Consider the following 24,701-nt stretch of genomic DNA (forward strand, 5'->3'; position numbering starts at 1 on the left):
GACGTGAAGCTTCTGATCGCCTGCATCGGCCGCGCGAGCCGCGGCCCCGAGCGCGATCTCTACGACCATTACGCCAACCGCATCCGCTGGCCGCTCGCGCTCCGCGAGCTCGAGGAAAAGAAGAAGCTGCCGCCTGTTCAGCTCATGCTGCGCGAGAGCGAGTTGCTGCTCGAGGCGGCCCCGGCCGGCGCCACGCTGGTCGCCCTCGACCGCCGCGGCAAAGTGCTCGACAGCCAGGCTTTCGCCGACCGCCTGGCCCGCTGGCGTGACAATTCCGTGTCGGACGTAGCCTTCCTGATCGGCGGCGCCGAGGGCCATGCCGAGCCCCTGCTGAGAAAAGCCGATCTCGTGCTGTCATTTGGCGCCATGACTTGGCCGCATCTGCTGGCCCGGGCCATGCTCGCCGAGCAAATCTACCGGGCGCAGCAACTATTGGCCGGCCATCCCTATCATCGGGCATAGTATGCGGGAGGCGACGGGCGTCGATTTTGCCTCTGTTCTGACGAAAAACCGGGGCTACATTGGGCCCATGCGCATCATCGCCAACCGTCTTCTGGCCGGCCTGACCGTCATCGTCCTGTCGGGGCTGTCGGCCGCCATGGCCCAGACCGCGACGCCGGCCGACAAGCCGGCGGTCAAGCCCGTGCGAAGCATCCCCTACGTCTCGATCACCGGCGATGACGGCCGCCAGCGGCACTACGAGACCAACGCCATCCCGCTGCTGTTCAACCGCGCCTGCTTCGGCTGGCGCATGTATCTCGGCGGCCCCAACCGCGTCGTCTCGCTGAAGGAGGTCTTGACCACCTCGCAGCCGGCCGAGCAGGTGATCGCCGGCCCCGAGACCGAGGTCAGCGCCGACAAGACGCGCGCCACCACGCGCATGTTCGAGACGGTGCAGGACGGCGTGCTGCAGCGCTCTTGGTGCATCATCCCGGGCGATCCGCCGGGCACCTACACCTACGACATCACGATCGACGGCGAGCCGCGCGGCGAGTTCGTGTTCTGCGCCATCGAGGTGCCGGACCAGAACGTCAACACCGATCCGCGCGACCTTAGCTGCCCCAACAAGTTCAACGCGGTGCAGCGCGCACCCAAGCGTCCCGGTGCGGCGTCCTGATGGCCTCTCGTTTGCGTCCCGCGCTTCTTTGCATCCTCGACGGCTGGGGCCATCGCCCTGACCCGTCCTACAACGCCATCCTCGATGCGCGCACGCCCAACTACGATCGCATGATCGCGACCTGTCCGCAGGGGCTGATCGACGCCTCCGAGTCCTTCGTCGGGCTGCCCAAGGGCCAGATGGGCAATTCCGAAGTCGGCCACATGAACCTGGGTGCCGGCCGCGTCGCCGTGCCCGAGTTGCCGCGCATCGACAACGCCATCGAGGACGGCTCGTTCGCCAAGCATCCGCTTCTGGCCGAGTTGATCTCGACCCTGAAGAAGAGCGGCGGCGCCTGCCATTTGCTGGGGCTCGCCTCGCCGGGTGGCGTGCATTCGCACCAGGATCATCTTGTCTTCCTCGCCAACCATATCGCGGGCGCCGGCGTGCCGGTGTGGATCCATGCCTTCCTCGACGGCCGGGACATGCCGCCGCGCAGTGCGCTGGAATGCGTGCAGGCGATCGAGGCCGGCCTGAAGAAGGACCTGCCGATCAGGTTCGCCACCGTCTCCGGCCGCTACTACCCGATGGACCGCGACAAGCGCTGGGAGCGCGTGACCTTGGGCTACGACGCCATCGTCGATGCCAAAGCTGAGACGACGGTGAAGACGCCGAAGGAAGCCGTCGAAAAGGGCTACGCCGCCGGCCAGGACGACGAGTTCGTGAAGCCCACCGTGATCGACGGATACAGGGGCATGAAGGACGGCGACGGCCTCCTGATGTTCAACTTCCGCGCCGACCGTGCGCGCCAGATCCTGACGGCCTTGCTCGATCCGCGCTTCGACGGCTTCAACCGCGGGCGTGTCGTGAAGTTCGCGATGGCGGTCGGCATGGTCGAATACTCGGCTGCGCTCAATCCGTTCCTGAAGACGCTGTATCCGCCCGAGGTCATCAAGATGGGCCTGGGCGAGACCGTGTCGAAGGCCGGGCTGAAGCAGCTGCGCATCGCCGAGACCGAGAAGTACGCCCACGTCACCTTCTTCTTCAACGGCGGCGAGGAGCGCGTGTTCGATGGCGAGGAGCGCATCCTGGTGCCCTCGCCCAAGGTCGCGACATACGATCTGAAGCCCGAGATGAGCGCGCCCGAGGTGACCGACAAGCTCGTCGACGCCATCGGCTCGGGCAAGTTTGACCTGATCGTCGTCAACTACGCCAACAGCGACATGGTCGGCCACACCGGCAATCTCGATGCCGCCATCAAGGCGATCGAGGCCGTCGACACCAGCCTCGGCCGGCTGATGGATGCGGTGAAGAAGGCGGGCGGCGTCATGCTGGTCACCGCCGACCACGGCAATGCCGAGCAGATGTACGACGAGACGACGCACCAGAAGCACACCCAGCACACGTTGAATCGCGTACCGGCGCTGCTGTTCAATGCCCCTGCGAACGTGCGCTCCCTGTCGGACGGAAAGCTGGCCGACGTTGCACCCACCATGCTGGCTCTGATCGGCTTGCCTCAGCCCCAGGAAATGACCGGCCATTCGCTGCTGTCCGAAACGGCGCGGCCGGTCGTTTTGGCCGCACCCCACGCGACGGCGGCAGCTTCCGATTGATTTTATTTAAGGAAGGCGTCGTGGGCCTCGCCTTGATACTGCCAAAGAAGCCCCTGTATTCTCGCTTAACTGCCCGGAACCCCTGCATCGACCGGACTCGGACGTCCGGCGATTTTCTTGTGAAGGCACCAAAATGACCCGTTTGCGCCTAGCCTCAGCCGCCGCGATCATGGCTTTCCTGGCCGTGCCCGTCGCCTACACCGCCTGGTCGCAGGACAAGGCCGATCCCAAGGCCGCGGGGGGCGACAAGAGCGAGCTCTACCAGCAGCTCAACCTGTTCGGCGACGTGCTGGAGCGCGTGCGGCGCGACTATGTCGAGCCGGTCGAAGAGAAGACCCTGATCGAGAACGCCATCAACGGCATGCTGAGCGCGCTCGATCCGCATTCCAGCTACATGAACCCCAAGACCTACAAGGACATGCAGGTCCAGACCAAGGGTGAGTTCGGCGGGCTGGGCATCGAAGTCACCATGGACAACGGCCTGATCAAGGTGGTGTCGCCGATCGACGATACGCCGGCGGCCAAGGCCGGCATCCAGTCGGGCGATCTGATCTACATGCTGGACGGCGAGCCGGTGCAGGGCCTCACCCTGCAGGAGGCCGTCGAGAAGATGCGCGGCAAGCCCGGCACCCCGATCAAGATCGGCGTCCGCCGCGCCGGCAAGGATCCGTTCGACGTGTCGCTGACGCGCGAAGTGATCAAGGTGAAGTCGGTGCGCTTCCGCCTCGAGGCGGGCGACATCGGCTATATCCGCGTCACCTCCTTCACCGAGCAGACCACCTCGGGCGTGCTCGACGCCGTCGAGAAGCTCAAGAAGGAGGCCGGCGGCAAGCTCAAGGGCTACATCCTCGACCTGCGCAACAACCCGGGCGGCCTGCTCGACCAGGCGATCGCTCTCAGCGACGCCTTCCTCGACAAGGGCGAGATCGTCTCGGTCAAGGCGCGCAAGAGCGAGGACGTCCAGCGCTGGAACGCCAAGCCGGGTGATGTCGCGGGCGGCCTGCCGATCGTCGTGCTAATGAACGGCGGTTCGGCCTCGGCCTCGGAGATCGTCGCCGGCGCCCTGCAGGACCACAAGCGGGCGATCATTCTCGGCACCCGCTCGTTCGGCAAGGGCTCGGTCCAGACCATCATGCAGGTGACTGGCGGCGGCGCCATCCGTCTCACCACGGCGCTCTACTTCACGCCGTCGGGCCGCTCGATCCAGAAGGAAGGCATCAAGCCCGACATCGAGGTCGAGCCCGCCAAGATCGAGAACCTTCAGGCGCGCGCCGGCTTCCGCGAGGAAAACCTGCGCCGCTCGATCACCAACCCCAACGCCAAGCCGGGCGACGCCAAGCCTGCCGACAAGCCGGCTGACGCCAAGCCCGAAGCCGCCAAGCCGGACGACAAGAAGGACGACAAGTCGGCCGCTCCGGCGACTACGCCGCCGGCACAGTCGGGCGATCCCGACGAGCCGCCGAAGGACGCCGTGGCCGACTACCAGCTGCTGCGCGCCGTCGACCTGATCAAGGGCATCTCGCTCTACAGCAGCAAGGCGAACTGACGCCCATGCCGTCACCTCCCCCGTCTTGCGGGGGAGGCCGGGAGGGGGAAGGCCCCGGCGGCGCTGCTTGATCATTGCAGATCAAGATCTTTGTCCTTCCCCAACCCTCTGTGAGACTCTCCCCCTCCCTGCCTCCCCCGTGTGACGGGGGAGGTGATGTTTTTGCGAGGCCGGCGTGAAGACCGCAGCGGACAGCCCGAATCTCTACCGCCGCAATGTCGGCCTCATGCTGATCTCGCCCGACCGGCGGATCTTCGTCGGTCGGCGCATCAAGCCGAGGGATTCCTGGCAGATGCCGCAGGGCGGCGTCGATGACGGCGAGACGCCTGTCGAGGCGGCCTGCCGCGAGCTGTGGGAAGAGGTCGGAACCAGCAATGCGCTGCTGCTGCGCGAAAGCGCGCAGTGGCTGACCTACGAGGTGCCCGAAAGCATGCGGCCGGCCCACTGGAAGGGCCGCTGGCACGGCCAAGCGCAGCGCTGGTTCGCGCTCGCCTTCACCGGCCGCGATGCCGATATCGACATCGCCGCGCACGACCAGGAGTTCGACGCCTGGCAGTGGATGAGCGCCGGCGAGATGCTGGAGCGCATCATCCCCTTCAAGCGCGCAACCTATGTCGCGGTCGTCGAGGAATTCCGGGATCTGGTGAAGTAGAAGCGCGGGCCGCGGGCGTCCCGCCCGCGGTCCGCGCTTCGCTAAGCGCCTTGATTGGCGAGCTTGGCGACGCGGCGGCGGAGGAACCAGAGGCCGACCCTGGTCAGCCAGCCGTTGAGGCGGCCGGTCGAGTGGAGCCCGATCGCCTTCAGTACCATGGCCATGGCGCGCTGGACGTGGAAGCGGCGGTAGAGCGGATAGGCGCGCCGGGCATAAGCCTGCATGCTGCGCTTGCGGTCGTAGACCGTGCCCTCGGGCTCGTTGGCGGCGAAGTAGGCGTAGGCGAGCTCGTCGTCCTCGCTCTCGGCCAGGCGGCCCCAGCCGATGCGCAGCCGACCCCAGCGGCTCAGCCGATCGCGCCCCAGGCAGCGCTGCAGATGGTCGTAGAACAGCTTGTAGTGACGGAACTCATCGCCCGCGATGCGGCCGCAGATCTGCTTCAGGACCGGCTCCTCGGTCGCGTCCTTAAGCGCACTGTAATAGGAGCTGGTGCCGGTCTCGACGATGCAGCGTGCCATCATCTCGCCGGCCTGGCTGCCGCGCACCGACTCCGATGCCTCGAGCGGCAGCTTGTAGCCGGCACGGAAGCGCGCGAACGCCGCTTCGAAGTCCCACGATGGATCGGCGAGCTGCGCCCAACGCCCGAGCGCCAAGCCGTGCTGGACCTCTTCGTTCGCCCAGGTGTCGACCGCCTGCATGAACGCAGGATCGTCGGCGAAGACGCGATTCAGGTAGATGCGGTAATCCCCGCCATTACGTTCCACCAGGGCCGCAGCCTTGATGTTACGCAGGATCTCCGGATCGACCTTCGACGCATCGAAGCGATCCCACGAGATCGTTTCGAGTGTCCAGCTAGCCATAGGCGAAAACCCTCGGCGACGTGTCGCTCAGGCGTAATACTAAAGCGAGCCACGGCCCGGCTTGCAATGGCCGGACCGTGCAAAAGTGAACAGAAATAATTTCGCGTTGCCGCTGAAAAGAGCCGCCAAATTCAGCGGCCAGCTCAGCGGCTGGCGTAGTACGCCTGGGCCCGGCGCAGGTCCTTGGCGACGGCCAGGGCCTTCTCCGCGGCCGCCTTCTCGGCGTCGTTGCCGGCGTCGGTGACCTCGTTCTGGGCCTGCCGCTCGCGCTCGGCGAGCTGCTCGGCCGTCACCTCGTCGAACGGCATGGCCTCGTCGGCCAGCACCGTGCAGCGCTCCGGCGTCACCTCGGCAAAACCGCCGACGACGATGAAACGCTGCTCGACCTTGTTGCCCTGGAGCACTTCCAGCACGCCCGGACGGACGGTCGAGATCAAAGGCGCATGGCCGTGCAGGACGCCGAAGTCGCCTTCGCTGCCCGGCACCACGACCATGTCAGCCTCGGTCGCGAGAACCTCGCGCTCGGGCATGACCAGGCGGAAAGCAACCTTGGCCATCTGCTTAGGCCGCCTCGGCTGCGAGCTTCTTGGCCTTGGTGACGGCCTCGTCGATCGTGCCGACCATGTAGAAGGCCTGCTCGGGCAGGTCGTCGTAGTCGCCGGCGACGATGCCCTTGAAGGCCTTGATCGTGTCCTCGAGCTTCACGAACACGCCCGGCGTGCCGGTGAAGACCTCGGCGACGTGGAACGGCTGGCTGAGGAACTTCTGGATCTTGCGCGCGCGCGCTACGACCAGCTTGTCCTCTTCCGACAGCTCGTCCATGCCCAGGATGGCGATGATGTCCTGCAGCGACTTGTACTGCTGCAGCACGCGCTGCACGGACAGCGCCACGGTGTAGTGCTCTTCGCCGACGACGCGGGGATCGAGCATGCGCGAGGTCGAGTCGAGCGGGTCGACGGCCGGGAAGATCGCCTGCTCGGCGATCGAGCGCGACAGCACCGTGGTCGCGTCCAAGTGGGCGAACGAGGTCGCGGGCGCCGGATCGGTCAAGTCGTCGGCGGGCACGTAAATGGCCTGCACGGAGGTGATCGAACCCTTCTTGGTCGAGGTGATGCGCTCCTGCAGCGCGCCCATGTCGGTCGACAGCGTCGGCTGATAGCCCACCGCCGAGGGAATGCGGCCGAGCAACGCCGACACTTCCGAGCCGGCCTGGGTGAAGCGGAAGATGTTGTCGACGAAGAACAGCACGTCCTGGCCTTCGGCGTCGCGGAAGTACTCGGCGACGGTCAGGCCCGACAGGCCGACGCGGGCGCGGGCGCCCGGCGGCTCGTTCATCTGGCCATACACCAGCGCCACCTTCGAGCCCGGACCGTCGAGCTTGATGACGCCCGATTCGATCATCTCGTGATAGAGGTCGTTGCCCTCGCGGGTGCGCTCACCCACGCCGGCGAACACCGACACGCCGCCGTGCGCCTTGGCGACGTTGTTGATCAGCTCCATGATCGTCACGGTCTTGCCGACGCCGGCGCCACCGAACAGGCCGATCTTGCCGCCCTTGGCGTAGGGCGCCAGCAGGTCGATGACCTTGATGCCGGTGACCAGGATCTCGGCTTCCGTCGACTGCTCGACGAACGCCGGCGCGCTGCGATGGATCGGCAGGGTCTGCTTGTTGTTGACCGGGCCGCGCTCGTCGACCGGCTCGCCGATGACATTCAGGATGCGGCCGAGCGTCTCGGGGCCGACCGGCATGGCGATCGGGCTGCCGGTGTCGACCGCCTTCTCGCCGCGCACCAGGCCGTCGGTCGTGTCCATGGCGATGGTGCGGACCTCGGACTCGCCCAGATGCTGCGCCACCTCGAGCACGATCAGGCGGTTGTCGGCGTTCACATGGAGCGCGTTCAGGATGTTCGGCAGATCGGCGTCGAAGCGCACGTCGACGACCGCGCCCGTGATCTGGGTGATCGTGCCGATATTGTTGGTGGCCATGACGGTATCCCTTCCTTCGATTGCAGTCGGCGCGGGCTAGAGGGCCTCGGCGCCCGAGATGATCTCGATGAGTTCCTTGGTGATGGAGGCCTGACGCGAGCGGTTCATCTGCAGCGTCAGTTTCTTGATCACCTCGCCGGCGTTGCGCGAGGCACTGTCCATCGCCGTCATCTGCGAGCCGTAGAAGCTCGCGGCGTTCTCCAGCAGCACGCGGAAGATCTGGACGGTGAGGTTGCGCGGCAGCAGGTCGGTCAGGATCTCGCCCTCGTCGGGCTCGAACTCGTAGATTGCGCCGCCCATGGACGGCGCCGGGGTCGCGGCGGCGCCGGCTTCGGGGGCCGGCGGCGGAATGAGCTGCTGACGGGTGACGATCTGGGTCATCGCCGACTTGAAGCGGTTGAAGACCACCGAGGCGACGTCGAACTCGCCGGCCTCGAACATCTCCATGACGCGCTTGGCGACCTTCTGGGCATCGGTGAAGCCAATCCGCGGGCGGCCGAGATCGGTGATGGTCTCGACGATGTTGCCGGCGAAGTCGCGGCGCAGCTGGTCACGGCCCTTGCGGCCGACCGCCAGTACCTTGACCGTCTTGCCCTCGGCCATCAGCGAGCGGATGGCGCGGCGCGCCTCGCGCACGATCGAGCTGTTGAAGGCGCCGCACAGGCCGCGGTCGGCGGTGGCGACGATCAGCAGATGGACCCGGTCGGAGCCGGTGCCGGCTAGGAGCTTGGGCCCGGTGCCGCCCTTGAAGGAGGCGCCCAGCGAGGCCATCAGGTTGTCCATGGCCTCGGCATAGGGGCGGGCCGCGGTGGCCTGCTCCTGCGCCCGGCGCAGCTTGGCCGCGGCCACCATCTTCATGGCCTTGGTGATCTTCTGCGTCGACTGGACGCTTCGGATTCGCAGCCGGTAGGTTTTGAGACTGGGCATGGGAAGCCGACGACCCCCTTACGCGAACTTCTTGGTGAAGTCGGTCAGGAACGCCTTCAGCTTGTCGTCGGTCTCCTTGACGATCTCGCGCTTGTCGCGGATCGAGGTCAGCATCGAGCCCTCGGCGCGCAGCGCGTCGAGCATCTGGCGCTCGAACTCGCCGATGCGGTTGACCGGCAGGTTGTCGAGGAAGCCGCGGGTGCCGGAGTAGATCGAGGCGACCTGCTCTTCGACCGGCATGGGCTGGTATTGGCCCTGCTTCAGGAGCTCGGTGAGCCGCTGGCCACGCGACAGAAGGCGCTGGGTCGAGGCGTCGAGGTCCGAGGCGAACTGCGCGAACGCTGCCATCTCGCGATACTGCGCGAGCTCGAGCTTCATGGTGCCGGCGACCTGCTTCATCGCCTTGATCTGGGCCGCCGAGCCGACGCGGCTCACCGACAGGCCGACGTTGATCGCGGGCTTGATGCCTGCATAGAACAGCTCGGCCTCGAGGAAGATCTGGCCATCCGTGATCGAGATCACGTTGGTCGGGATGTAGGCCGAGACGTCGCCGGCCTGCGTCTCGATGATCGGCAGCGCCGTCAGCGAGCCTGAGCCGTTCTTCTCGTTCAGCTTGGCGGCGCGCTCGAGGAGCCGCGAGTGGAGATAGAACACGTCGCCGGGGTACGCTTCGCGGCCCGGCGGGCGGCGCAGCAGCAGCGACATCTGGCGGTAGGAAACGGCCTGCTTGGACAGGTCGTCGTACACGATCACGGCGTGCATGCCGTTGTCGCGGAAGTACTCGCCCATGGCGCAGCCGGTATAGGGCGCCAGGAACTGCATGGGCGCCGGATCCGACGCGGTGGCGGCGACGACGATGGAGTATTCCATCGCGCCGTTGTCCTCGAGCGTCTTGACGATCTGCGCCACGGTCGAGCGCTTCTGGCCGATGGCGACGTAGATGCAGTAGAGCTTGCGGCTCTCGTCGGTGCCCTTGTTGATCGGCTTCTGGTTCAGGAAGGTGTCGATCGCCACGGCGGTCTTGCCGGTCTGGCGGTCGCCGATGATCAGCTCGCGCTGGCCGCGGCCGACCGGCACCAGCGAATCGAGGGCCTTCAGGCCGGTCTGCATCGGCTCGGTCACCGACTTGCGCGGAATGATGCCGGGCGCCTTCACTTCGACGAGGCGGCGCTCGGTCGAGGCGATCGGGCCCTTGCCGTCGATCGGATTGCCGAGGCCGTCGACCACGCGGCCGAGCAAGCCCTTGCCGACCGGCACGTCGACGATGGTGCCGGTGCGCTTGACCGTGTCGCCTTCGCGGATCGTGCGGTCCTCGCCGAAGATCACGACGCCGACATTGTCGCTCTCGAGGTTCAGCGCCATGCCCTTGATGCCGCCGGGGAACTCGACCATCTCGCCGGCCTTGACGCTGTCGAGGCCGTAGACGCGCGCGATGCCGTCACCGACGGAGAGGACCTGGCCGACCTCGGCCACTTCGGCCTCGGTGCCGAAGTTGGCGATCTGCTGCTTGAGAATGGCCGAGATTTCAGCGGCGCGGATATCCATTTTAGGCAACCCCCTTCATGGCGAGCTGCAGACGCTGCAGCTTGCTGCGGATAGACGAATCGAACAGGCGCGAGCCGACCTTGACGACAAGACCGCCCAGGATCTCAGGCTCGACGCGCGCATCGATGGAAACTTTGGCGCCACCCAGCACCGAGCGCAGCGAATCGCTGAGCTGCTGGAGCTGCTGAGGCGACAGCGGAACGGCTGACGTGACCGACGCGGTGGTCTCGCCGCGACGGCTGGCGAGCTCGGCGAGGAACGCCGTGGCCATGGCGATCAGCTCACGGGCGCGGCCATTTGCAGCCACCGTGCCGACGAAGCTGCGGGTCAGCCCCTTGATGTCGGCGGCATCGAGGACGGCGAGCAGCGCCTTGCTCTGGAGGTCACGGCCGATCACCGGGCTGGCGAGCAGCCGGGAGAGCTCGTGGCTCTCGTTCGCCATCTTGCGGAAGGACGTCAGGTCCTGAGCCACCTGGTCAAGCGACTTGGCATTGTCGGCCAACTCGAAAAGAGCGCTGGCATAGCGCCCAGCAACGCCTGATGTGGCGGAAGTTGACACGTCGAACGCCTCTCCCAGGCCGCCTTAGCGGTCCGGCAAGTGGTTGAATCCCCTTGATTTTCGCGAAGCGCGCAACTGCACAACCCCGGAAAAGCGCGCGTTGCTACCATGCGGTTTTCCGGGGCGCAAGATTGCCAAAGCCCTGTATTACCGCGATTTTTCAGCGCGGATCGTCACATGAAGGAGTAGGGATCGACATCGATCTGCAGACGCACTGAGCCGGGCAGTCCAATCCTTTCCAACCAAGCCCGGAGCAAGGGTTGCACTGCGATATCGCGCGAGGTTTTCAACAAAAACCGCCGGCGATGGCGGCCGCGCAGCAGGGCGAGCGGCGCGGTCGAGGGACCGAGGATGGTGACGCCGTCCTGGTGCGGCGCGCGACGGGCCAGGGCGCTGCAGACATTGTCGACGGCGGCCGGATCCGGCCCCGAGATGATCAGCGACGCCAGTCGGCCAAAGGGCGGCATGCCGGCGGCGCGGCGATCGGCCAGTTCCGCGGCCACGAACCGATCGCGGTCACCGGACACCAGCGCCTGCATCACCGGATGCTCCGGCGCGTGCGTCTGCACCAGCGCCCGACCCGGCCGGTCCTCGCGGCCGGCGCGGCCAGCCACCTGATAGAGCAGCTGGAAGGTGCGCTCGGCGGCGCGCAGGTCGCCCCCGTTCAGGCCGAGGTCGGCGTCGACCACGGCGACCAAGGTGAGGTTGGGGAAATGATGGCCTTTGGCGGCCATCTGGGTGCCGATCAGGATGTCGATCTCGCCCGCGATCATGCGCTCGACCGCGGCGGTGGCCTCGGTGCGGTTCATCAGGCTATCGGAGGTGAACAGCTCCAGCCGCGCCTCGGGAAACAATTCCAGCGCCTCCTCCGCCAGCCGCTCGACACCGGGACCGCAGGCAACGAACTGGTCGGGAGTGCCGCAATACTTGCACTCACGCGCCGGCGGCTCGGCATGGCCGCAGTGATGGCAGACAAGCGTACGGCGGAAGCGATGCTCGACCAGCCAGGCCGAGCATTGCGGGCATTCGATGCCATGGCCGCAGGCGCGGCACAGCGTCATTGGCGCGTAGCCACGACGATTGAGGAACAGCAGCGTCTGCTCCTTGGCCTCGAAGGTCCGCTTCATCGCCTCGACGACCGGCGGCGACAGCCAGCGGCCGCGCGCCGGCTGCTGGCGCCTGAGGTCGATCGCCGACAGCGTCGCAAGCTCGCGCCCGCCATGCCGATCCGGCAGGTGCACCGAGCCGTAGCGGCCGGTCGAGACATTGACGACGCTTTCCAGCGACGGCGTCGCCGACGCGAGCACGACGGGCGCCGACACCAGGCGCGCCCGCACCACCGCCATGTCGCGCGCATTGTAGGAGACGCCGTCATCCTGCTTGAACGAACCGTCGTGCTCCTCGTCGACCACGATCAGGCCGAGATTGGCGAAGGGCAGGAACAGCGCCGAGCGCGCACCCACCACCACGCCCACCCTGCCCTCGGCGATCGCCCGCCAGGTCTCGCGCCGCTCCAGGCTGGTAAGGCCGGAATGCCACGACGCCGGCATGGCGCCGAAGCGGTCTTCGAAGCGTTTCAGCCACTGCGCCGTCAGGGCGATCTCGGGCAGCAGCACCAATACCTGCCGGCCCGACGCCAGCGCCGCGGCAATCGCCTCGAAATAGACCTCGGTCTTGCCGGAGCCCGGCACGCCGTCGAGCAGCGTCGCCGAGAAAGCGTGTGCCAGCACCTTGTCGACCAGGCCTTGCGCTGCGATGGCCTGCTCGGGCGACAGTTCAGGTCCCTGCCGCTGGCCGTCGGGATGCGCGAACGAGCGCCGCATCGTGCGCTCGACGGGTTCGAGCAGGCCGATCGAGGCCATGGTCTTGATCACCGACGTACCGACGCCGGCGATGTGCGCCAGCTCTGCCGCCGGCAGCGCCGGCCCATCCTTCAGCTGCTCGAGCACGCGACGTCGTGCGTTGGTGAGCTTGAGCGCTGCGTCATCACTCGTCGCGGCAGCGCGATAGACGATCTCCGTCTTGGGCGCCTCGAGCGCCGACGGCACGCTCATCGCCATGCGCAACACCGCGCCCGGCGGTGCCAGCGTGTAGGCCGATACCCAGTCGACGAAGCGACGCAATGCGTCAGCCATCGGCAGGGCCGGCATGACCTCTTCGATATCACGCAGCTTCTCGGGCGCGACCTCGCCTGAGCCTTCGCCCCACACTACGCCGATCGTCAGCCGTTTGCCGAGCGGCACGACGACGAAGTGACCGGCGGCAACCTCCAATCCCTCCGGAACGCTGTAGTCGTAGGCGTCGGCCAGAGGCAGTGGCAGCAGGACGCGGACGGTGCGCTTGATGTTTTCCACCGATTCCGGCCGCGACGACGCCGGCCCCTCGGCTTGTAGCTCCGAGGGGGAATCGCTAGAAATTGTGGCGGCAGGCGAGTCCGTACCACTGGCCATTGGGGTAGTTTATATGAAGTTCTTCGTCGATACCGCCGACGTCGCCGAAATCAAGGATCTGGCGGCTTCGGGTCTGCTCGACGGCGTAACGACCAACCCCTCCCTGATCATGAAGTCCGGCCGGCCGATGCTGGAGGTGATCCAGGAGATCTGCGCCATCGTGCCCGGCCCGGTCAGTGCCGAGACCGTCGCGACCGAGCACAAGAAGATGCTCGAAGAGGGCAGGAAGCTCGCCAAGCTCGCCAGGAACGTCGCCGTGAAAGTGCCGCTGACGCCGGACGGCCTGAAGACCTGCAAGGCGCTCGCCTCGGAAGGCACGATGGTGAACGTCACCCTGTGCTTCTCGGCGGCGCAGGCACTGCTGGCAGCCAAGGCCGGCGCCACTTTTGTCTCGCCCTTTGTCGGCCGGTTGGACGATATCGGCCAGGACGGCATGCATCTGATCGGCGAGATCATGACGATCTATCGCCAGTATCCCCACTTCAAGACCGAGGTGCTGGTCGCTTCCGTGCGTCATACGCAGCACGTCGTGCAGGCCGCCAAGATGGGCGCCCATGTCGCCACGGTGCCGCCCAACGTCCTGCGTCAGTGCTTCAAGCACGTGCTGACCGACAATGGCCTAAAAGCCTTCCTCGACGACTGGGCCAAGACCGGCCAATCCATCCTCTGACCCGGAGCAACATATGGGCAGCGACGGCACGGTGACGGCGCCCGACGGTTCGGGCCGGCAGGTCAAGGTGATCACCGCCGACGACGTCGTCGCCTATCTCAAGGCGCATCCCGACTTCTTCGAGAAGCACGCTGAGCTCGCCGAAGCGATGGCCCTGGTGCCGCGCGTGCAGGGGCCGGGCGTGATCGACATGCAGCAGGCGATCCTGAAGCGCCTGCGCAGCGAGATCGAGCGGCTGAAGACCGAGCGCACCGAGATCATCGCCAATTCCAAGCAGAACCAGATTGTCCAGAACCGCATCCAGGCGGCGGTCATCAGCATCATCCAGGCCTCGACCTTCGAGAAGATGATCCACGTCGTCACCCACGAGCTGCCCGAGCTTCTGGACGTCGACTTCATCACCTTGGCCATCGAGGCCAATGCCGATGCGCCCAAGCGCGTGCCGGTGCGCGGCGTCTACGTACTGGCGCCAGGCGCCATCGATGCGGCGATCGGCCCCGACAAGCATGCCCGCCTGCGCGCCGACATCGCGGGCGAAGAGGCCTTCTTCGGCGACATCGCCCGCTTCGTGAAGTCGGACGTGCTGATGCGGCTGCGCGTGTCGTCGGGCTCGCCCGACGGTGTGATGTGCTTCGGCTCGCGCGATCCGCAGGCCTTCGGGCCCGAGCAGGCGACCGAGCTCCTGTTCTTCCTGTCCAAGGTGCTGGAGAACACCATTCGCGCCTGGCTCGACCTGCCTGAGTGATGGCCGCGTCAAGCGTCGAGGCAGCACGGCAGGCCTGGCGCGATTGGCTGAAGAGCGAGCGCCGGCTCGCCCAACACACCCTGATCGCCTACGAGCACGACGTCGCCACCTTTCTCGGCTTCATGACGGACTACCTGGGTGGTCCTCCTACGCTCACGTCGCTCAGCAAGCTCAAGCCCGCGGAGTTCCGTGCCTGGCTGGCTGAGCGCGCCCGCCAGGGGCTGGCCCGCACCTCGACGGCCCGCGCTTTCTCGTCGGTCCGCTCCTTCTTCCAGTTCCTCGACAAGCGCGGACTCGCCCACAACGCCAGCATCGGCGCCATCCAGACGCCCAAGCTGCCGCGCTCGGTGCCCAAGGCGCTCTCCGAACGCGACATGGAGGAATTGCTCGAGGCGCCGGCCGAACAGGAGCGCGAGGCCTGGCTCGACCTGCGCGACGCCGCCGTCCTGATGCTGCTCTACGGCGCGGGTCTGCGCATCGGCGAAGCGCTCGGCCTAACCAAGGGTGTCGTCGAGGATCTGCTTAAAACCGGCCGCGACACGCTCTCCGTCACCGGCAAGGGCAACAAGACGCGCCTGGTGCCGCTGCTGCCGCAGGCGCTCGATGCGCTGCGCGCCTATCGCGACGCCTGTCCGTGGCTCGCCGCCCGCGGTCCGAACGAGGCCTTCTTCATCGGCGCTCGCGGCGGCGCTCTCGATCCCGCCATCGTGCAGAAGCGCGTGCGCGACATCCGGCGCGGCCTCGGCCTCGCCGAAAGCGTGACGCCGCACGCGCTGCGCCATTCCTTCGCCACCCATCTGCTGGGCGCCGGCGGCGATCTGCGGACCATCCAGGAGCTTCTAGGCCACGCCTCGCTGTCGACGACCCAACGCTACACCGACGTCGACACCGCCCGACTCACCGCCGTCTACCGCGCCGCCCATCCGCGCGCGAAGCGGTAATGGGAGCGCGGGCCTCCGGCCCGCGCTCCCAGACTAATCGCGGAATGCGGCCAGATGGAACGGCCGCTTGGCGGGCTTGCCCGTCACGTCATACGTGCGCACGCGCATCTTCAGCGGATCGGCCAGAAGGCCGACGGTGCAGAAGCCGGGCTCGACGTCTTCGTGGGCGACGCTGCCGATCACGCAGGAGAAGTTGGTCTTCGCTTCCTTCTGCAGCGGCACCTTCCAGGTGATGACGTACTCGTTCGCGCCGACCAGCTCGCAGCTCTCGATCATGTAGCCCCGGGCAATTGAACCGTCTGCCGCAATGACGCACGCCAGCCGCTTCTCGAACTCCGCCATATTTCACTCCCTGCTTGTACACGCGGAGCCTGTGGTACTTGATTTGGCGTCGACAGACTATGGGCAAGCGTCCGCGACGTCGCCGTTGGGCCACGCCTCGCTGCCGACGATACCGCGCGATTTCCCGAGAGCGCGCGACGCGTCAGTTTCGAATATTGGGAACCGGCAACGTCGTCGGGGTGATCTTCAGGATCTTGTAGCCAGCCTGCTCGAGCTTAACCGATTCGTGTACCGCTTCCTTGAAGCTGGAATAGCCGATACCGAGTTGCAGTTTGGTCGTCGGGTGCTCGGTCCACACCATATGCTTACCGAATACTTCGTTTGTCATGAACGACCATAGAGGTTCTGCCGAGCCACGGCGACTCCGATCATCACAGACAGTCGCATCCGCCGCACCCGCTGCCCCTATTTCGCCTTCTCATAGACTACATGCAGCGCGCCTTCGCTCTTGGGTGCGCATTTCACCATCCGCAGCGGCAATTCGGGCGTACCTGCCGGAAACAGCGGGATACCGTCACCCAGCACCAGCGGAATGATCGCCATCTCCAGCACGTCGAGCCGGCCGATCGCGATCAGCCCACGAATGAGCTGGCCGCCGCCTTCGACGCCGACCTTGCGATAGCCGCGCGCTGAAAGCCCATCGGCGATGGCGAGAAGATCGCCCGACCGTGCCTCGACCAGCGGCGGCGCAGCCTCGATCGGCCGGCTGGTCACGACGAAGACGGGCTTGGCGTGCGGCCACTCCGGCATGGCGCGCTCGATCTCGTAGGTATCGCGCCCCATCACCACCGCATCGATCTCGGCGTGGTAGGCGTCGATGTCGAATTCCTGCGGCGGATAGGGCATCAGCCAGTCGAACGAGCCATCGGACCGCGCGATCTTGCCGTCGAGCGACATGGCGATATGGCAATGCCAAATGGGGTCGGTCACGTCGCGAACACCTTTGCCAGGAACGTCTTCACGTCGGCTACGAACGCCTTCCACGCCGCCTCGTTAGCGCCGTAATGCGCACCGCAGCAGCCGCCGGGCTTGCTGCGATTGCCGACGCCCGACAGATAGCGGACCGGCAAGCCCAGCGCATCAAAGCTGTGATGTGCACCGTCATAGACGCGCGTCTCGACGAGGTCGCGGCCTTGCACGACCCTGTCGATCACCACCTGGCATTGGGACACCGGCGTCCAGTCGTCGAGCGCACCCATGGCGAAAAGCGTCGGCTGGCGCACGGCAAGCTTGCGCCCCAGCGCATCGGCCAGCGCGCAGTCGGGATAGAGCAGGATCGCCGCGCGCGCCGTGGGACTGCGATCATCGAGCCGCGGCGACAGCGCCCGTAGCATCGCCACGCCGCCGCCGTAGGAATACCCCATGAAGACGAGCCGGCGCGGGTCGACGAAGCTCTGCTTGCCGAGCCACGCCAGGGCAGCGTCGATGTCATGCGCACGCGCCTCGGCGTCGGCTTGGGTCGGCCAGTTCTTGCCGCAGACATCCTTCAGGCCACGCGCGGAAAAACTGTCGACGACCAGCGCGACATAACCCCACGACATGAGAAGGCCCGCCATGCGCGCGGTATTTTGGCCCGGCCCGCCGCAGCCATGGAAGATTGCGACGGCTGGCACGGCACCGGTTCCTGCCGGTCGGAAGAGCTGCGCGGCGAGTTGGACCGTCCGTCCGCCCTGCTCCACCCGCACCCGAACATTCTGCTGCGCCAGCGCCGGCGCAGTGCAGAACAGGGCAAGCAGAACCAGGACGCGCGCGATCATGCGGGCAGTCTATCAGACGGCCCTCGGAAATATTCGGCACTGGTGGGAATAAAGCCGAATGGCGGGCGTCTCCCTGTTGCAGTCCATGTCTGCCGAGGAGAAATCATGCTGAAGTTTGTGTCGTTTTCCGCCATCGCCACCGTGGCGCTCGCCGCCGCTTCCTTCGCCGCCGATTCGTCGGCCACGCCGCCCGCCGCCAAGAACGGCATGTTCGTCAATGCCAAGGGCATGACGCTCTACACCTTCGACAAGGACACCTCCGGCAAGTCGGTATGCAACGGCCAATGCGCCACCAACTGGCCGCCGATGCTCGTCGCCGACGGCGGCAAGGCCGCGGGCGACTGGACCATCGTCGTGCGCGACGACGGGCTGAAGCAGTGGGCCTACAAGGGCAAGCCCGTCTACGGCTGGGTCAAGGACACCAAGCCCGGCGACACGACCGGCGACGGCTTCCTGAACGGCGCCTGGCACATCGCCAAGCCCTGACGGTTTCGCGAGGAGGGCGCCGGCCGAGTACGTCCCGGCGCCCGATCGCGTAGACTGACGCCATGGCCGATCCGGGCCCCCTCATCGAACCGCTGATCCCGGCGCTGCGCCGTTATGCCTACGCGCTCCTGCGCGACCACACGGCAGCCGACGATCTCGTGCAGGACACGCTCGAGCGTGCGCTGCTGCACTGGTCGTCACGCCGGAACGACGGCGACTTGCGGGCGTGGCTGTTCGCCATCCTGCGTAACCTCCATGTCAGCCGGCACCGGCAAGCCCTGCGGCGCGGCACCGTCGTGGGCATCGACGAGGAGGAGCTTCCCGAAATCACCGCCGGTCAGGACATCGTCCTGGAAACGCGCGACGTGCTGGCGGCGGTCGACCAGTTGCCGGAAGAGCAGAAGTCGCTGCTGCTGCTCGTCGGCGTGGAGGACTTCTCCTACGAGGAGGCGGCCAAGGTCCTCGACGTGCCGATCGGCACCGTGATGTCGCGATTGTCGAGGGCGCGCCGGCGACTGCGCTCGATCGTCGATGGCGATCGCGTTACCTTGCTGCGGAGAGTGAAATGAGCAGCGACAACGTTGCCCCCGGGGAAGACGAGTTGCAGGCCTATGTCGACGAGCGGCTCGACGGGCCGCAGCGCGCGGCCGTCGAGGCGCAGCTCGCGCGCTCGCCCGAGCTGCGCGACCGGATCCAGGCCGAGCGCCGCCATCGCGCGTCCTTGCGCAGCCAGCTGCAGGACAAGGCCGACGAGCCAATTCCGGCGCGCCTGCGCATTGCCAACATCCAGACGGCGCGGCGTACCCGCCTCACGCGACGGGCCGGACTCGCCGCAGCGGCGCTGGCGATCTTCGTGGTCGGCGTGGGCGCGGGCTGGTTGGCCAACGAGCAGCGGCCAAGCATTGCGATGTCCGCACCGACCACCAGCATCGCCCAGGGGGCTACGGCGGCCTACCGCACCTTCGTGGTCGAGGTTGCCCATCCCGTCGAGGTCGGCGTGGCGCAGGAAGCGCATCTGCTGCAGTGGCTGTCCAAGCGGCTTGGCCGCAAGCTCGAGGCGCCCGACCTGACGCCGTTCGGCTACCGGCTGATCGGCGGACGGCTGCTGCCGGGCGGCAGCGGCGCGGCTGCGCAGCTCATGTACGAGGATTCGACGGGACGGCGCCTCACGCTCTATGTGCGCGCCGCCGACGGCACGGAGACGGCTTTCCGTTTCCAGAAGGACGGCGATGCCGCGACCTTCGCGTGGATCGACCAGGGGTTCGGTTTCGCCGTGACGGCCATGGCAAGCCGCGAGGAGCTGCTGCCGATCGCCGAGGCAATCTACAAGGGGCTGACGCCGAAGGGGTGAGGGAATTGCAGCGACACCTCTTCCACAGGCTCCTCTCCCCCAAAGGGGGAGAGGAGCCTGAGGGGATAGACGACGGTGCGCCGCGACCTACTCAGCCGGCGCCGGCGTCTTGAAGTGCGGGATACCGTCGGTGCGATCGTCGAGCGCTTCGGCGCCTTCGGTCGGCAGCACCTTCACGTAATTCAGCGCGGCGTTGATGTCGTCCTTCCAGACCTCCTTGGGCAGGTCGTAGACGAACTCCACGCCGTAGCCGTTGGGATCATGGATGTAGAGGCTGTGGGTCATGCCGTGCTCGACGCGGCGGTCGAACTTCACGCCCTTCTTCTGCAGGTACTCCAGATGCTCCAGCCAGGCTTCGCGGCTCGGCATGGTGATGGCGATGTGGTTCACCGCGCAGGGCATGCCGAACATCGACCAGTTCTCGGGCGGCTTGGGCAGGTCGCGGTTCTCGACCAAGGCGACGTCGTGATGATGGCTGGTGCCGTCCTCGCGCACGCCCGAGTAGAAGCGCATCTTCGGCGGGTTCGGCCGGTCCTTGGTCGGCGTGAGCTGCCCGACCTGCTTGAAGCCGACGACCTCGGTCCAGAAGAGATGCGACTCCTCGATGTCGCGCACATTGAGCACCAAGTGATTTACGCCACGCGGAGTTACCGGCTTGTCCATCGCTACACTCCCGGAGTGATCTGTTGTTGGATTGGATACTACCCTCAAATGAACCGTTGGCCCACCTGTGATCAGGCCACTTTCCCGGCCGTAACAGGGTTTCTTGCCGGTTCCGCCGCGGGCGGCGGCGGCGGAACCGTCGGGTTCACCGGCCGGCGTGCGCCCAGCGGCGCGTTTCGGATCGACTGCAGGTCGACCTTCGGCATCGGCAGGCCGAGCTGCTGGAGCACGCCGTTGGCCAGCTCCTCATAGCGGTTGAAACCGCGCCGCAGGCGCCCGCGCCACGACGGGATGCCGCCGTTGGAGTGCAGCTCGTAGACCGATTCGCGATGGTCGAGCTGAGAGCCGGCATGATCCCAGGCCATCTGCAGCAGCGCCGCGCGCTGCCGGGCGGTATAGCCGCCGCCGGCGAACGATTCCTCCAGCCCCTGGGCCAACGCCGGATCGGCCAGATCGTGGTCGGTCGGCGCCACGACCAGCGATGAGCCCGGTAGCGTGCGCAGGATCTCACTCATGCGCGGTCGCGCCTTCAGCATGGCGATGCTGCCGGCCGCGACATGGCAGACGTTCGGCGAGCAATAGCCTTCGGGCGTGAACTCCGGATCGAGCTCGGCGGCCGTCTGGCAGCTGCGCACGGTCTGCACGTCGGTGAGCAGGTCGAGCAGGTAGTCGACGGTGGCGTCATGCGCGGCGAGGCCCATGGCGTGCGTGCAGGCGAGCGCCACGCCCAAGGTGAACTCGGCCTTGCTGAGCCAGCAATAGAGCTGATGCCAGAACAGCCAGCGCGCCACCGGATCGGGAAACGGATCGGTGAGGAAGACGCGATCCCACGGGATCAGCACATCGTCGAGCCACATCTGGCCATCGAGCTCGTCGAAGCGGGCGCTGAGCGGCGCGGAGAACGGGTTGCTGTCGCGCGCCGCGGGCTTGCGGCAGACCACGGTGACGCCGGGGGCGTTGACCGCGACGACGAAGGTGGCGCGATGGCCCTTGTAGTCCGCGCCGTTGTGGGCGCCGATATAGACGTCGTGGGCGTAGGCCGGGCTGGTGTGCATGCCGATCTTGCCGCGGATCACCAGGCCCTTGTCGGTCTCCTTGACGATCTTGAGCGCCGCCCGCTCGGCCGGATCCTCGCGCAGGCGATAGCCGATGGTCGCGGCACCGGCGGCGAAGGTGAGGAAGCGGCCGGTGCGGGCGATCAGGGCGCGATAGGCCTCGGCATTGGCGCGCTGCTCGGGCGAGGCGTTGCGCAGGTTGACCACGGTCTGCACGCCCATCGCGATCAGATGGCCGTAGGCCGGGGTGTGGGTGATGTTGCCGGCGCTGAGGAAAGTGGTGGCGGAGAAGCACCGCCCCATGCGCGCGAGATCGTCGGGGCTGCGCGGCACCATGTAGCCGACGGGCGAGCGACAACCGTCCTTGTCCGGCGGCGTGAACAGCGTGTCCTGCCACTTCGGATCGAAGTGCCGGTCGTACCAGGCGACGTATTCCTCGACCATCGCCCGGGTCGCCGGATGGGTCGTCACGTCCTCGACCGGGCCCTCGCCCAGGATGAAGACGCGCCGCCCGTCGCGCAGGCTCTTCCGGTAGTCGGCCCCGGTTCGCATCGACGACATGTCCCGCCTCCCTTTCGGCGTCGGGCAAAAGCGTATGCCCGCCATTGACATAACGAAACAATCAAAGGGAGCATAAGATGCATAACCAGTCGTTATGGAGCGGCCGATGGCGACAATGGCGGAAACGAACGAGCCGATGACGGCGCCGATGACGGGCGAGCGCGAGCTCGCGGCGCGGCTGCGCAAGGTCAATCTCGACCTGCTGCCGGTGCTGCACGAGCTGTTGCGCACCCGAAGCGTCACGCGCACGGCGCAGTCCTTCAACATGACGCAGCCCGCGGTGAGCCGGGCCTTGCGGCAATTGCGCGGTGCTTTGGACGACCAGATCCTGGTGTCCTCCGGGCGCAACGCGCGCCTCACCGATCGGGCCGAGACCCTGGCTGGGCCGCTGGCCCGTACGCTCGGCGAGCTCGACCTGCTCCTGACACCCGCTGGCCCGTTCGATCCGGCGACCGAAGCGGTGCATTTCGTCATCAACACTGCCGACTATGTCGCCCAGCTCCTGGCGCCGGTGCTGACCGGCATCTGTGCCCGCGAGGCGCCGCATGTCGTGCTCGAGTTCACCTGGCTGCCGACGCGCAATGCCGACGACCTGACGGTCGTCGATTTCATGATCGGGCCGCGCGCTTTCGGCCAGACCCTGGGCAAGCGCATCGGCTCGCTGCCGCTGTGGCGCGACGAGATGGTGTGCGTGGCGTCCGCCGCCAATCGCGCGGTGCCGGCACGGCTGACGCCCGCGCAGTTCCAGGCGATGCGCTACGTCGCCTTCCGCCGCGGCCTGCGCATGTCGCAGGACGTGCAGACCCTGGTCCAGCCGACCTCGCCGCTCGAAATCGCGCCGGTCTGCACCGTTCCCAACTTCCTGGTGCTGGGCGCGATCGTCGCCCAGTCCGACTGCGTCGCCCTGGTGCCACGCAAGGTGGCACGCGCACTGGCCCGCGCCGAGCGCCTGCGCATCGTCGAAATCGCCTATCCGCGCAAGCAGCTCCACATCGACGCCTACTGGAGCCTCGCCACCAACGGCCGCCGCGGCCGCGCCTGGTTCCGCGAGCTTTTAGCAAGGGCGGTGGCGGAGCTGCCTTGATGGGAGCGCGGGCCTCCGGCCCATCTGTCGTCCTCACCGCTTCGGATCGGTCAGATCCTCGAATTCCTTGAGATGTCTCGGCGCCCAACGATGGTCGCGGGCGCGCTCGATCCACCGGTTGAGCCACGGCCAGCGGCGGCGCGCGGCCTTGACCCACAGGCGGCCGGTCTCGAACTCGGTGGCCAGCAGATAGAGGGCGATCACAAAGAAGATCCAGCCCTGAAGGATCGGCACCAGGCCGCCGATCACCGACATGATGAGACAGGCGACGATTGCGACGGCCATCAAGGGCTTGCGCATCAGACTCCCTTCGCTGTCATCCCGAGCGCAGCGAGGGATCTTTGCCTCCCGCGCCGAGCCTAAAGATGTATCGGCTTGTCCCACGCCGCCAGCGCGGCTTCCTTCATCGCCTCGTTGACGGTCGGGTGGGCATGGCAGACGCGGCCGATATCCTCGGCCGAGGCCGAGAACTCCATGGCCATGCCGGCTTCGGCGATCATCGTGCCGGCCTCGGCGCCGATGATGTGGACGCCCAAGACCTTGTCGGTCGCCTTGTCGGCCAGGACCTTCACGAACCCCTCCGTCGCGCCATTCGCGCGGCTGCGCGGATCGGCAGTGAACGGATACTTGCCGATCTTGTAGGCAACGCCCGCTGCCTTGAGTTGTTCCTCGGTCTTGCCGACCCAGGCCACCTCGGGCTGAGTGTAGATGATCGAGGGCACGAGATCCCAGTTCACGTGGCCCTTCTGGCCGGCGATGGTTTCCACGCAGGCGATACCATCCTCGCTCGCCTTGTGCGCCAGCATCGGCCCGTCGATCACGTCGCCAATGGCGTAGATGCCCCGCACCGACGTCTGGAAATGCGCATCGACGGCGATGCGGCCGCGCTCGGTCAGCTTCACACCCACCTTGTCGATGCCGAGCCCCTCGACGAACGGCCGCCGACCGATGGATACCAGCACGATGTCGGCCTGCACGGTCTCGGCCGCACCGCCCTTGGCCGGCTCGACGGTCAGCGTCACGCCCTGCCCCGAGGCATCGGCCTTGGTCACCTTCGAGCCGAGCTTGAACTTCAGGCCCTGCTTGGCGAGCGCGCGCTGGAAATGCTTGGTGACCTCGTCGTCGACGCCGGGCGTGATGCGGTCGAGGAACTCGATCACCGTCACGTCCGCGCCCAGCCTGCGCCACACCGAGCCGAGCTCGAGCCCGATGATCCCGGCGCCGACCACGACCAGGTGCTTCGGCACCTCGGCGAGCTCCAGCGCGCCGGTCGACGACACGATCTTCTTCTCGTCGACGGTGACGCCGGGCAACGGCATCACTTCCGAGCCGGAAGCGATCAGGATGTTCTTGGTCGCAAGCGTGTCCTTCACCGCGCCGTCGTCGCCCAGCACCGACACCGCGCCCGCCTTGTCGATGCGGCCGGTGCCCTGGACCGAGGTGATCTTGTTCTTCCGGAACAGGAAGGCGACGCCCTTGGTGGTGGCGTCGACGACCTCGCCCTTGCGCTTCATGAGCTGCGCGAAGTCGAGCTTGGGCGGCTCGAGCAGGATGCCGTGCTGGGCGAGATCGTGGCCCGCTTCCTCGAACAGGTGCGAGGACTGCAGCAACGCCTTGGACGGGATGCAGCCGACATTGAGACAGGTCCCGCCGAAGGTCGTGCGCTTCTCGACCATGGCGACCTTCATGCCGAGCTGCGCGGCGCGGATCGCCGCCACATACCCGCCCGGGCCGGCGCCGATCACGACGAGATCGAAGGTTTCGTTTGCCATGGTCTGTTACCCACTCTTTCCGCTCATGCTCTTCCGGACC

General features: G+C 66.8%; 27 protein-coding genes. 12 read left to right on the top strand and 15 right to left on the bottom strand.

All coding sequences use genetic code 11. The features are described from left to right. Positions 1–3: 3 nt before the first annotated feature. The 5 genes from rlmH (at position 4) to RSO01_RS33780 (ending at position 4,907) form a co-directional block, all read left to right on the top strand. Positions 4–462, top strand: a complete 459-nt coding sequence (rlmH, locus tag RSO01_RS33760; RefSeq protein WP_147154992.1) for a 23S rRNA (pseudouridine(1915)-N(3))-methyltransferase RlmH — start codon at positions 4–6, stop codon at positions 460–462. A gap of 67 nt (positions 463–529) precedes the next feature. Next, positions 530–1,117 (top strand): PM0630 family protein, encoded by a 588-nt coding sequence (locus RSO01_RS33765; RefSeq protein WP_147154993.1) that lies wholly within the window; start codon positions 530–532, stop codon positions 1,115–1,117. Beyond that, a complete protein-coding gene (gpmI, locus tag RSO01_RS33770; protein ID WP_147154994.1) occupies positions 1,117–2,709 on the top strand; it encodes a 2,3-bisphosphoglycerate-independent phosphoglycerate mutase in 1,593 nt (530 codons plus the stop codon). The genes RSO01_RS33765 and gpmI overlap by 1 nt, the downstream gene beginning before the upstream one ends. A 133-nt stretch (positions 2,710–2,842) precedes the next feature. Beyond that, a complete protein-coding gene (locus tag RSO01_RS33775) occupies positions 2,843–4,255 on the top strand; it encodes a S41 family peptidase (RefSeq protein WP_147154995.1) in 1,413 nt (470 codons plus the stop codon). 175 nt (positions 4,256–4,430) lie between these two features. Then, the gene (locus tag RSO01_RS33780; protein ID WP_246158996.1) at positions 4,431–4,907 is read left to right on the top strand and encodes an RNA pyrophosphohydrolase; all 477 of its coding nucleotides are present in this window, start codon (positions 4,431–4,433) and stop codon (positions 4,905–4,907) included. Between the two features lie 41 nt (positions 4,908–4,948). Here the strand turns inward: RSO01_RS33780 and RSO01_RS33785 are convergent, their stop codons facing one another. The 7 genes from RSO01_RS33785 to RSO01_RS33815 form a co-directional block, all read right to left on the bottom strand. Then, positions 4,949–5,767: a ferritin-like domain-containing protein gene (locus tag RSO01_RS33785; protein ID WP_147154996.1), complete on the bottom strand. Its 819-nt coding sequence runs from the start codon at positions 5,765–5,767 to the stop codon at positions 4,949–4,951. Between the two features lie 143 nt (positions 5,768–5,910). Further along, positions 5,911–6,324 carry a F0F1 ATP synthase subunit epsilon gene (locus RSO01_RS33790; RefSeq protein WP_147154997.1) on the bottom strand — a complete coding sequence of 138 codons (414 nt, stop codon included), beginning with the start codon at positions 6,322–6,324 and terminating at the stop codon, positions 5,911–5,913. A gap of 4 nt (positions 6,325–6,328) precedes the next feature. Then, positions 6,329–7,753, bottom strand: coding sequence for a F0F1 ATP synthase subunit beta (atpD, locus tag RSO01_RS33795; RefSeq protein WP_147154998.1), 1,425 nt, complete (start codon positions 7,751–7,753; stop codon positions 6,329–6,331). Between the two features lie 36 nt (positions 7,754–7,789). Further along, on the bottom strand, positions 7,790–8,680 hold the full coding sequence (locus RSO01_RS33800; protein WP_147154999.1) for a F0F1 ATP synthase subunit gamma: 891 nt from the start codon (positions 8,678–8,680) through the stop codon (positions 7,790–7,792). Positions 8,681–8,698: 18 nt separating this feature from the next. After that, positions 8,699–10,225, bottom strand: a complete 1,527-nt coding sequence (gene atpA, locus RSO01_RS33805; protein WP_147155000.1) for a F0F1 ATP synthase subunit alpha — start codon at positions 10,223–10,225, stop codon at positions 8,699–8,701. Position 10,226: 1 nt separating this feature from the next. Then, positions 10,227–10,784, bottom strand: coding sequence for a F0F1 ATP synthase subunit delta (locus RSO01_RS33810; protein WP_147155001.1), 558 nt, complete (start codon positions 10,782–10,784; stop codon positions 10,227–10,229). A gap of 173 nt (positions 10,785–10,957) precedes the next feature. Beyond that, positions 10,958–13,138 (bottom strand): primosomal protein N', encoded by a 2,181-nt coding sequence (locus RSO01_RS33815; protein WP_246158997.1) that lies wholly within the window; start codon positions 13,136–13,138, stop codon positions 10,958–10,960. 109 nt (positions 13,139–13,247) lie between these two features. Between RSO01_RS33815 and fsa the strand changes: the two genes are divergently transcribed. Genes fsa through RSO01_RS33830 form a run of 3 tightly spaced genes read left to right on the top strand, consistent with a single transcriptional unit; the run spans position 13,248 to position 15,590 of the window. Continuing rightward, positions 13,248–13,904 (top strand): fructose-6-phosphate aldolase, encoded by a 657-nt coding sequence (gene fsa, locus RSO01_RS33820; RefSeq protein WP_147155003.1) that lies wholly within the window; start codon positions 13,248–13,250, stop codon positions 13,902–13,904. Between the two features lie 13 nt (positions 13,905–13,917). Next, positions 13,918–14,649, top strand: a complete 732-nt coding sequence (locus tag RSO01_RS33825; RefSeq protein WP_147155004.1) for a DUF484 family protein — start codon at positions 13,918–13,920, stop codon at positions 14,647–14,649. Continuing rightward, on the top strand, positions 14,649–15,590 hold the full coding sequence (locus tag RSO01_RS33830; protein ID WP_147155005.1) for a tyrosine recombinase XerC: 942 nt from the start codon (positions 14,649–14,651) through the stop codon (positions 15,588–15,590). Before RSO01_RS33825 ends, RSO01_RS33830 begins: the two co-directional genes overlap by 1 nt. A gap of 33 nt (positions 15,591–15,623) precedes the next feature. Here the strand turns inward: RSO01_RS33830 and RSO01_RS33835 are convergent, their stop codons facing one another. From RSO01_RS33835 to RSO01_RS33850, 4 genes are all read right to left on the bottom strand, one after another. Next, positions 15,624–15,932 carry a hypothetical protein gene (locus RSO01_RS33835; RefSeq protein WP_147155006.1) on the bottom strand — a complete coding sequence of 103 codons (309 nt, stop codon included), beginning with the start codon at positions 15,930–15,932 and terminating at the stop codon, positions 15,624–15,626. 142 nt (positions 15,933–16,074) lie between these two features. Then, positions 16,075–16,260, bottom strand: a complete 186-nt coding sequence (locus RSO01_RS33840; protein ID WP_147155007.1) for a hypothetical protein — start codon at positions 16,258–16,260, stop codon at positions 16,075–16,077. A 77-nt stretch (positions 16,261–16,337) separates the two neighbouring features. After that, positions 16,338–16,862, bottom strand: a complete 525-nt coding sequence (locus RSO01_RS33845) for a dihydrofolate reductase family protein (RefSeq protein ID WP_147155008.1) — start codon at positions 16,860–16,862, stop codon at positions 16,338–16,340. Continuing rightward, positions 16,859–17,689, bottom strand: coding sequence for a dienelactone hydrolase family protein (locus RSO01_RS33850; protein WP_147155009.1), 831 nt, complete (start codon positions 17,687–17,689; stop codon positions 16,859–16,861). The genes RSO01_RS33845 and RSO01_RS33850 overlap by 4 nt, the downstream gene beginning before the upstream one ends. Before the next feature lie 105 nt (positions 17,690–17,794). Between RSO01_RS33850 and RSO01_RS33855 the strand changes: the two genes are divergently transcribed. The 3 genes from RSO01_RS33855 (at position 17,795) to RSO01_RS33865 (ending at position 19,526) form a co-directional block, all read left to right on the top strand. Then, positions 17,795–18,175, top strand: a complete 381-nt coding sequence (locus tag RSO01_RS33855) for a COG4315 family predicted lipoprotein (protein WP_147155010.1) — start codon at positions 17,795–17,797, stop codon at positions 18,173–18,175. 62 nt (positions 18,176–18,237) lie between these two features. After that, positions 18,238–18,744 carry an RNA polymerase sigma factor gene (locus tag RSO01_RS33860; protein ID WP_147155011.1) on the top strand — a complete coding sequence of 169 codons (507 nt, stop codon included), beginning with the start codon at positions 18,238–18,240 and terminating at the stop codon, positions 18,742–18,744. After that, a complete protein-coding gene (locus RSO01_RS33865; protein ID WP_147155012.1) occupies positions 18,741–19,526 on the top strand; it encodes an anti-sigma factor family protein in 786 nt (261 codons plus the stop codon). The genes RSO01_RS33860 and RSO01_RS33865 overlap by 4 nt, the downstream gene beginning before the upstream one ends. An 87-nt stretch (positions 19,527–19,613) precedes the next feature. Here RSO01_RS33865 and RSO01_RS33870 read toward each other — a convergent pair whose 3' ends face one another. Both RSO01_RS33870 and RSO01_RS33875 read right to left on the bottom strand, forming a co-directional pair. Next, entirely contained in the window at positions 19,614–20,189 is a 576-nt protein-coding gene (locus RSO01_RS33870) for a VOC family protein (RefSeq protein WP_147155013.1), read from the bottom strand. Positions 20,190–20,260: 71 nt separating this feature from the next. Next, positions 20,261–21,805 carry a 4-hydroxyphenylacetate 3-hydroxylase N-terminal domain-containing protein gene (locus tag RSO01_RS33875; RefSeq protein WP_170303554.1) on the bottom strand — a complete coding sequence of 515 codons (1,545 nt, stop codon included), beginning with the start codon at positions 21,803–21,805 and terminating at the stop codon, positions 20,261–20,263. Positions 21,806–21,911: 106 nt separating this feature from the next. On the opposite strand from RSO01_RS33875, the gene RSO01_RS33880 reads away from it, so the two are divergent. Continuing rightward, positions 21,912–22,889 carry a LysR family transcriptional regulator gene (locus tag RSO01_RS33880; RefSeq protein ID WP_170303555.1) on the top strand — a complete coding sequence of 326 codons (978 nt, stop codon included), beginning with the start codon at positions 21,912–21,914 and terminating at the stop codon, positions 22,887–22,889. A 33-nt stretch (positions 22,890–22,922) separates the two neighbouring features. Here RSO01_RS33880 and RSO01_RS33885 read toward each other — a convergent pair whose 3' ends face one another. Together RSO01_RS33885 and lpdA are read right to left on the bottom strand one after the other, a co-directional pair. Next, complete coding sequence (locus tag RSO01_RS33885; RefSeq protein ID WP_147155016.1) at positions 22,923–23,189, bottom strand: hypothetical protein; 267 nt, start codon at positions 23,187–23,189, stop codon at positions 22,923–22,925. A gap of 59 nt (positions 23,190–23,248) precedes the next feature. Beyond that, the gene (gene lpdA / locus RSO01_RS33890) at positions 23,249–24,661 is read right to left on the bottom strand and encodes a dihydrolipoyl dehydrogenase (protein ID WP_147155017.1); all 1,413 of its coding nucleotides are present in this window, start codon (positions 24,659–24,661) and stop codon (positions 23,249–23,251) included. Between the last annotated feature and the right edge of the window lie 40 nt (positions 24,662–24,701).

The sequence above is a fragment of the Reyranella soli genome, from assembly GCF_007992495.1.
GTDB classification, from domain to species: Bacteria; Pseudomonadota; Alphaproteobacteria; order Reyranellales; family Reyranellaceae; genus Reyranella; species Reyranella soli.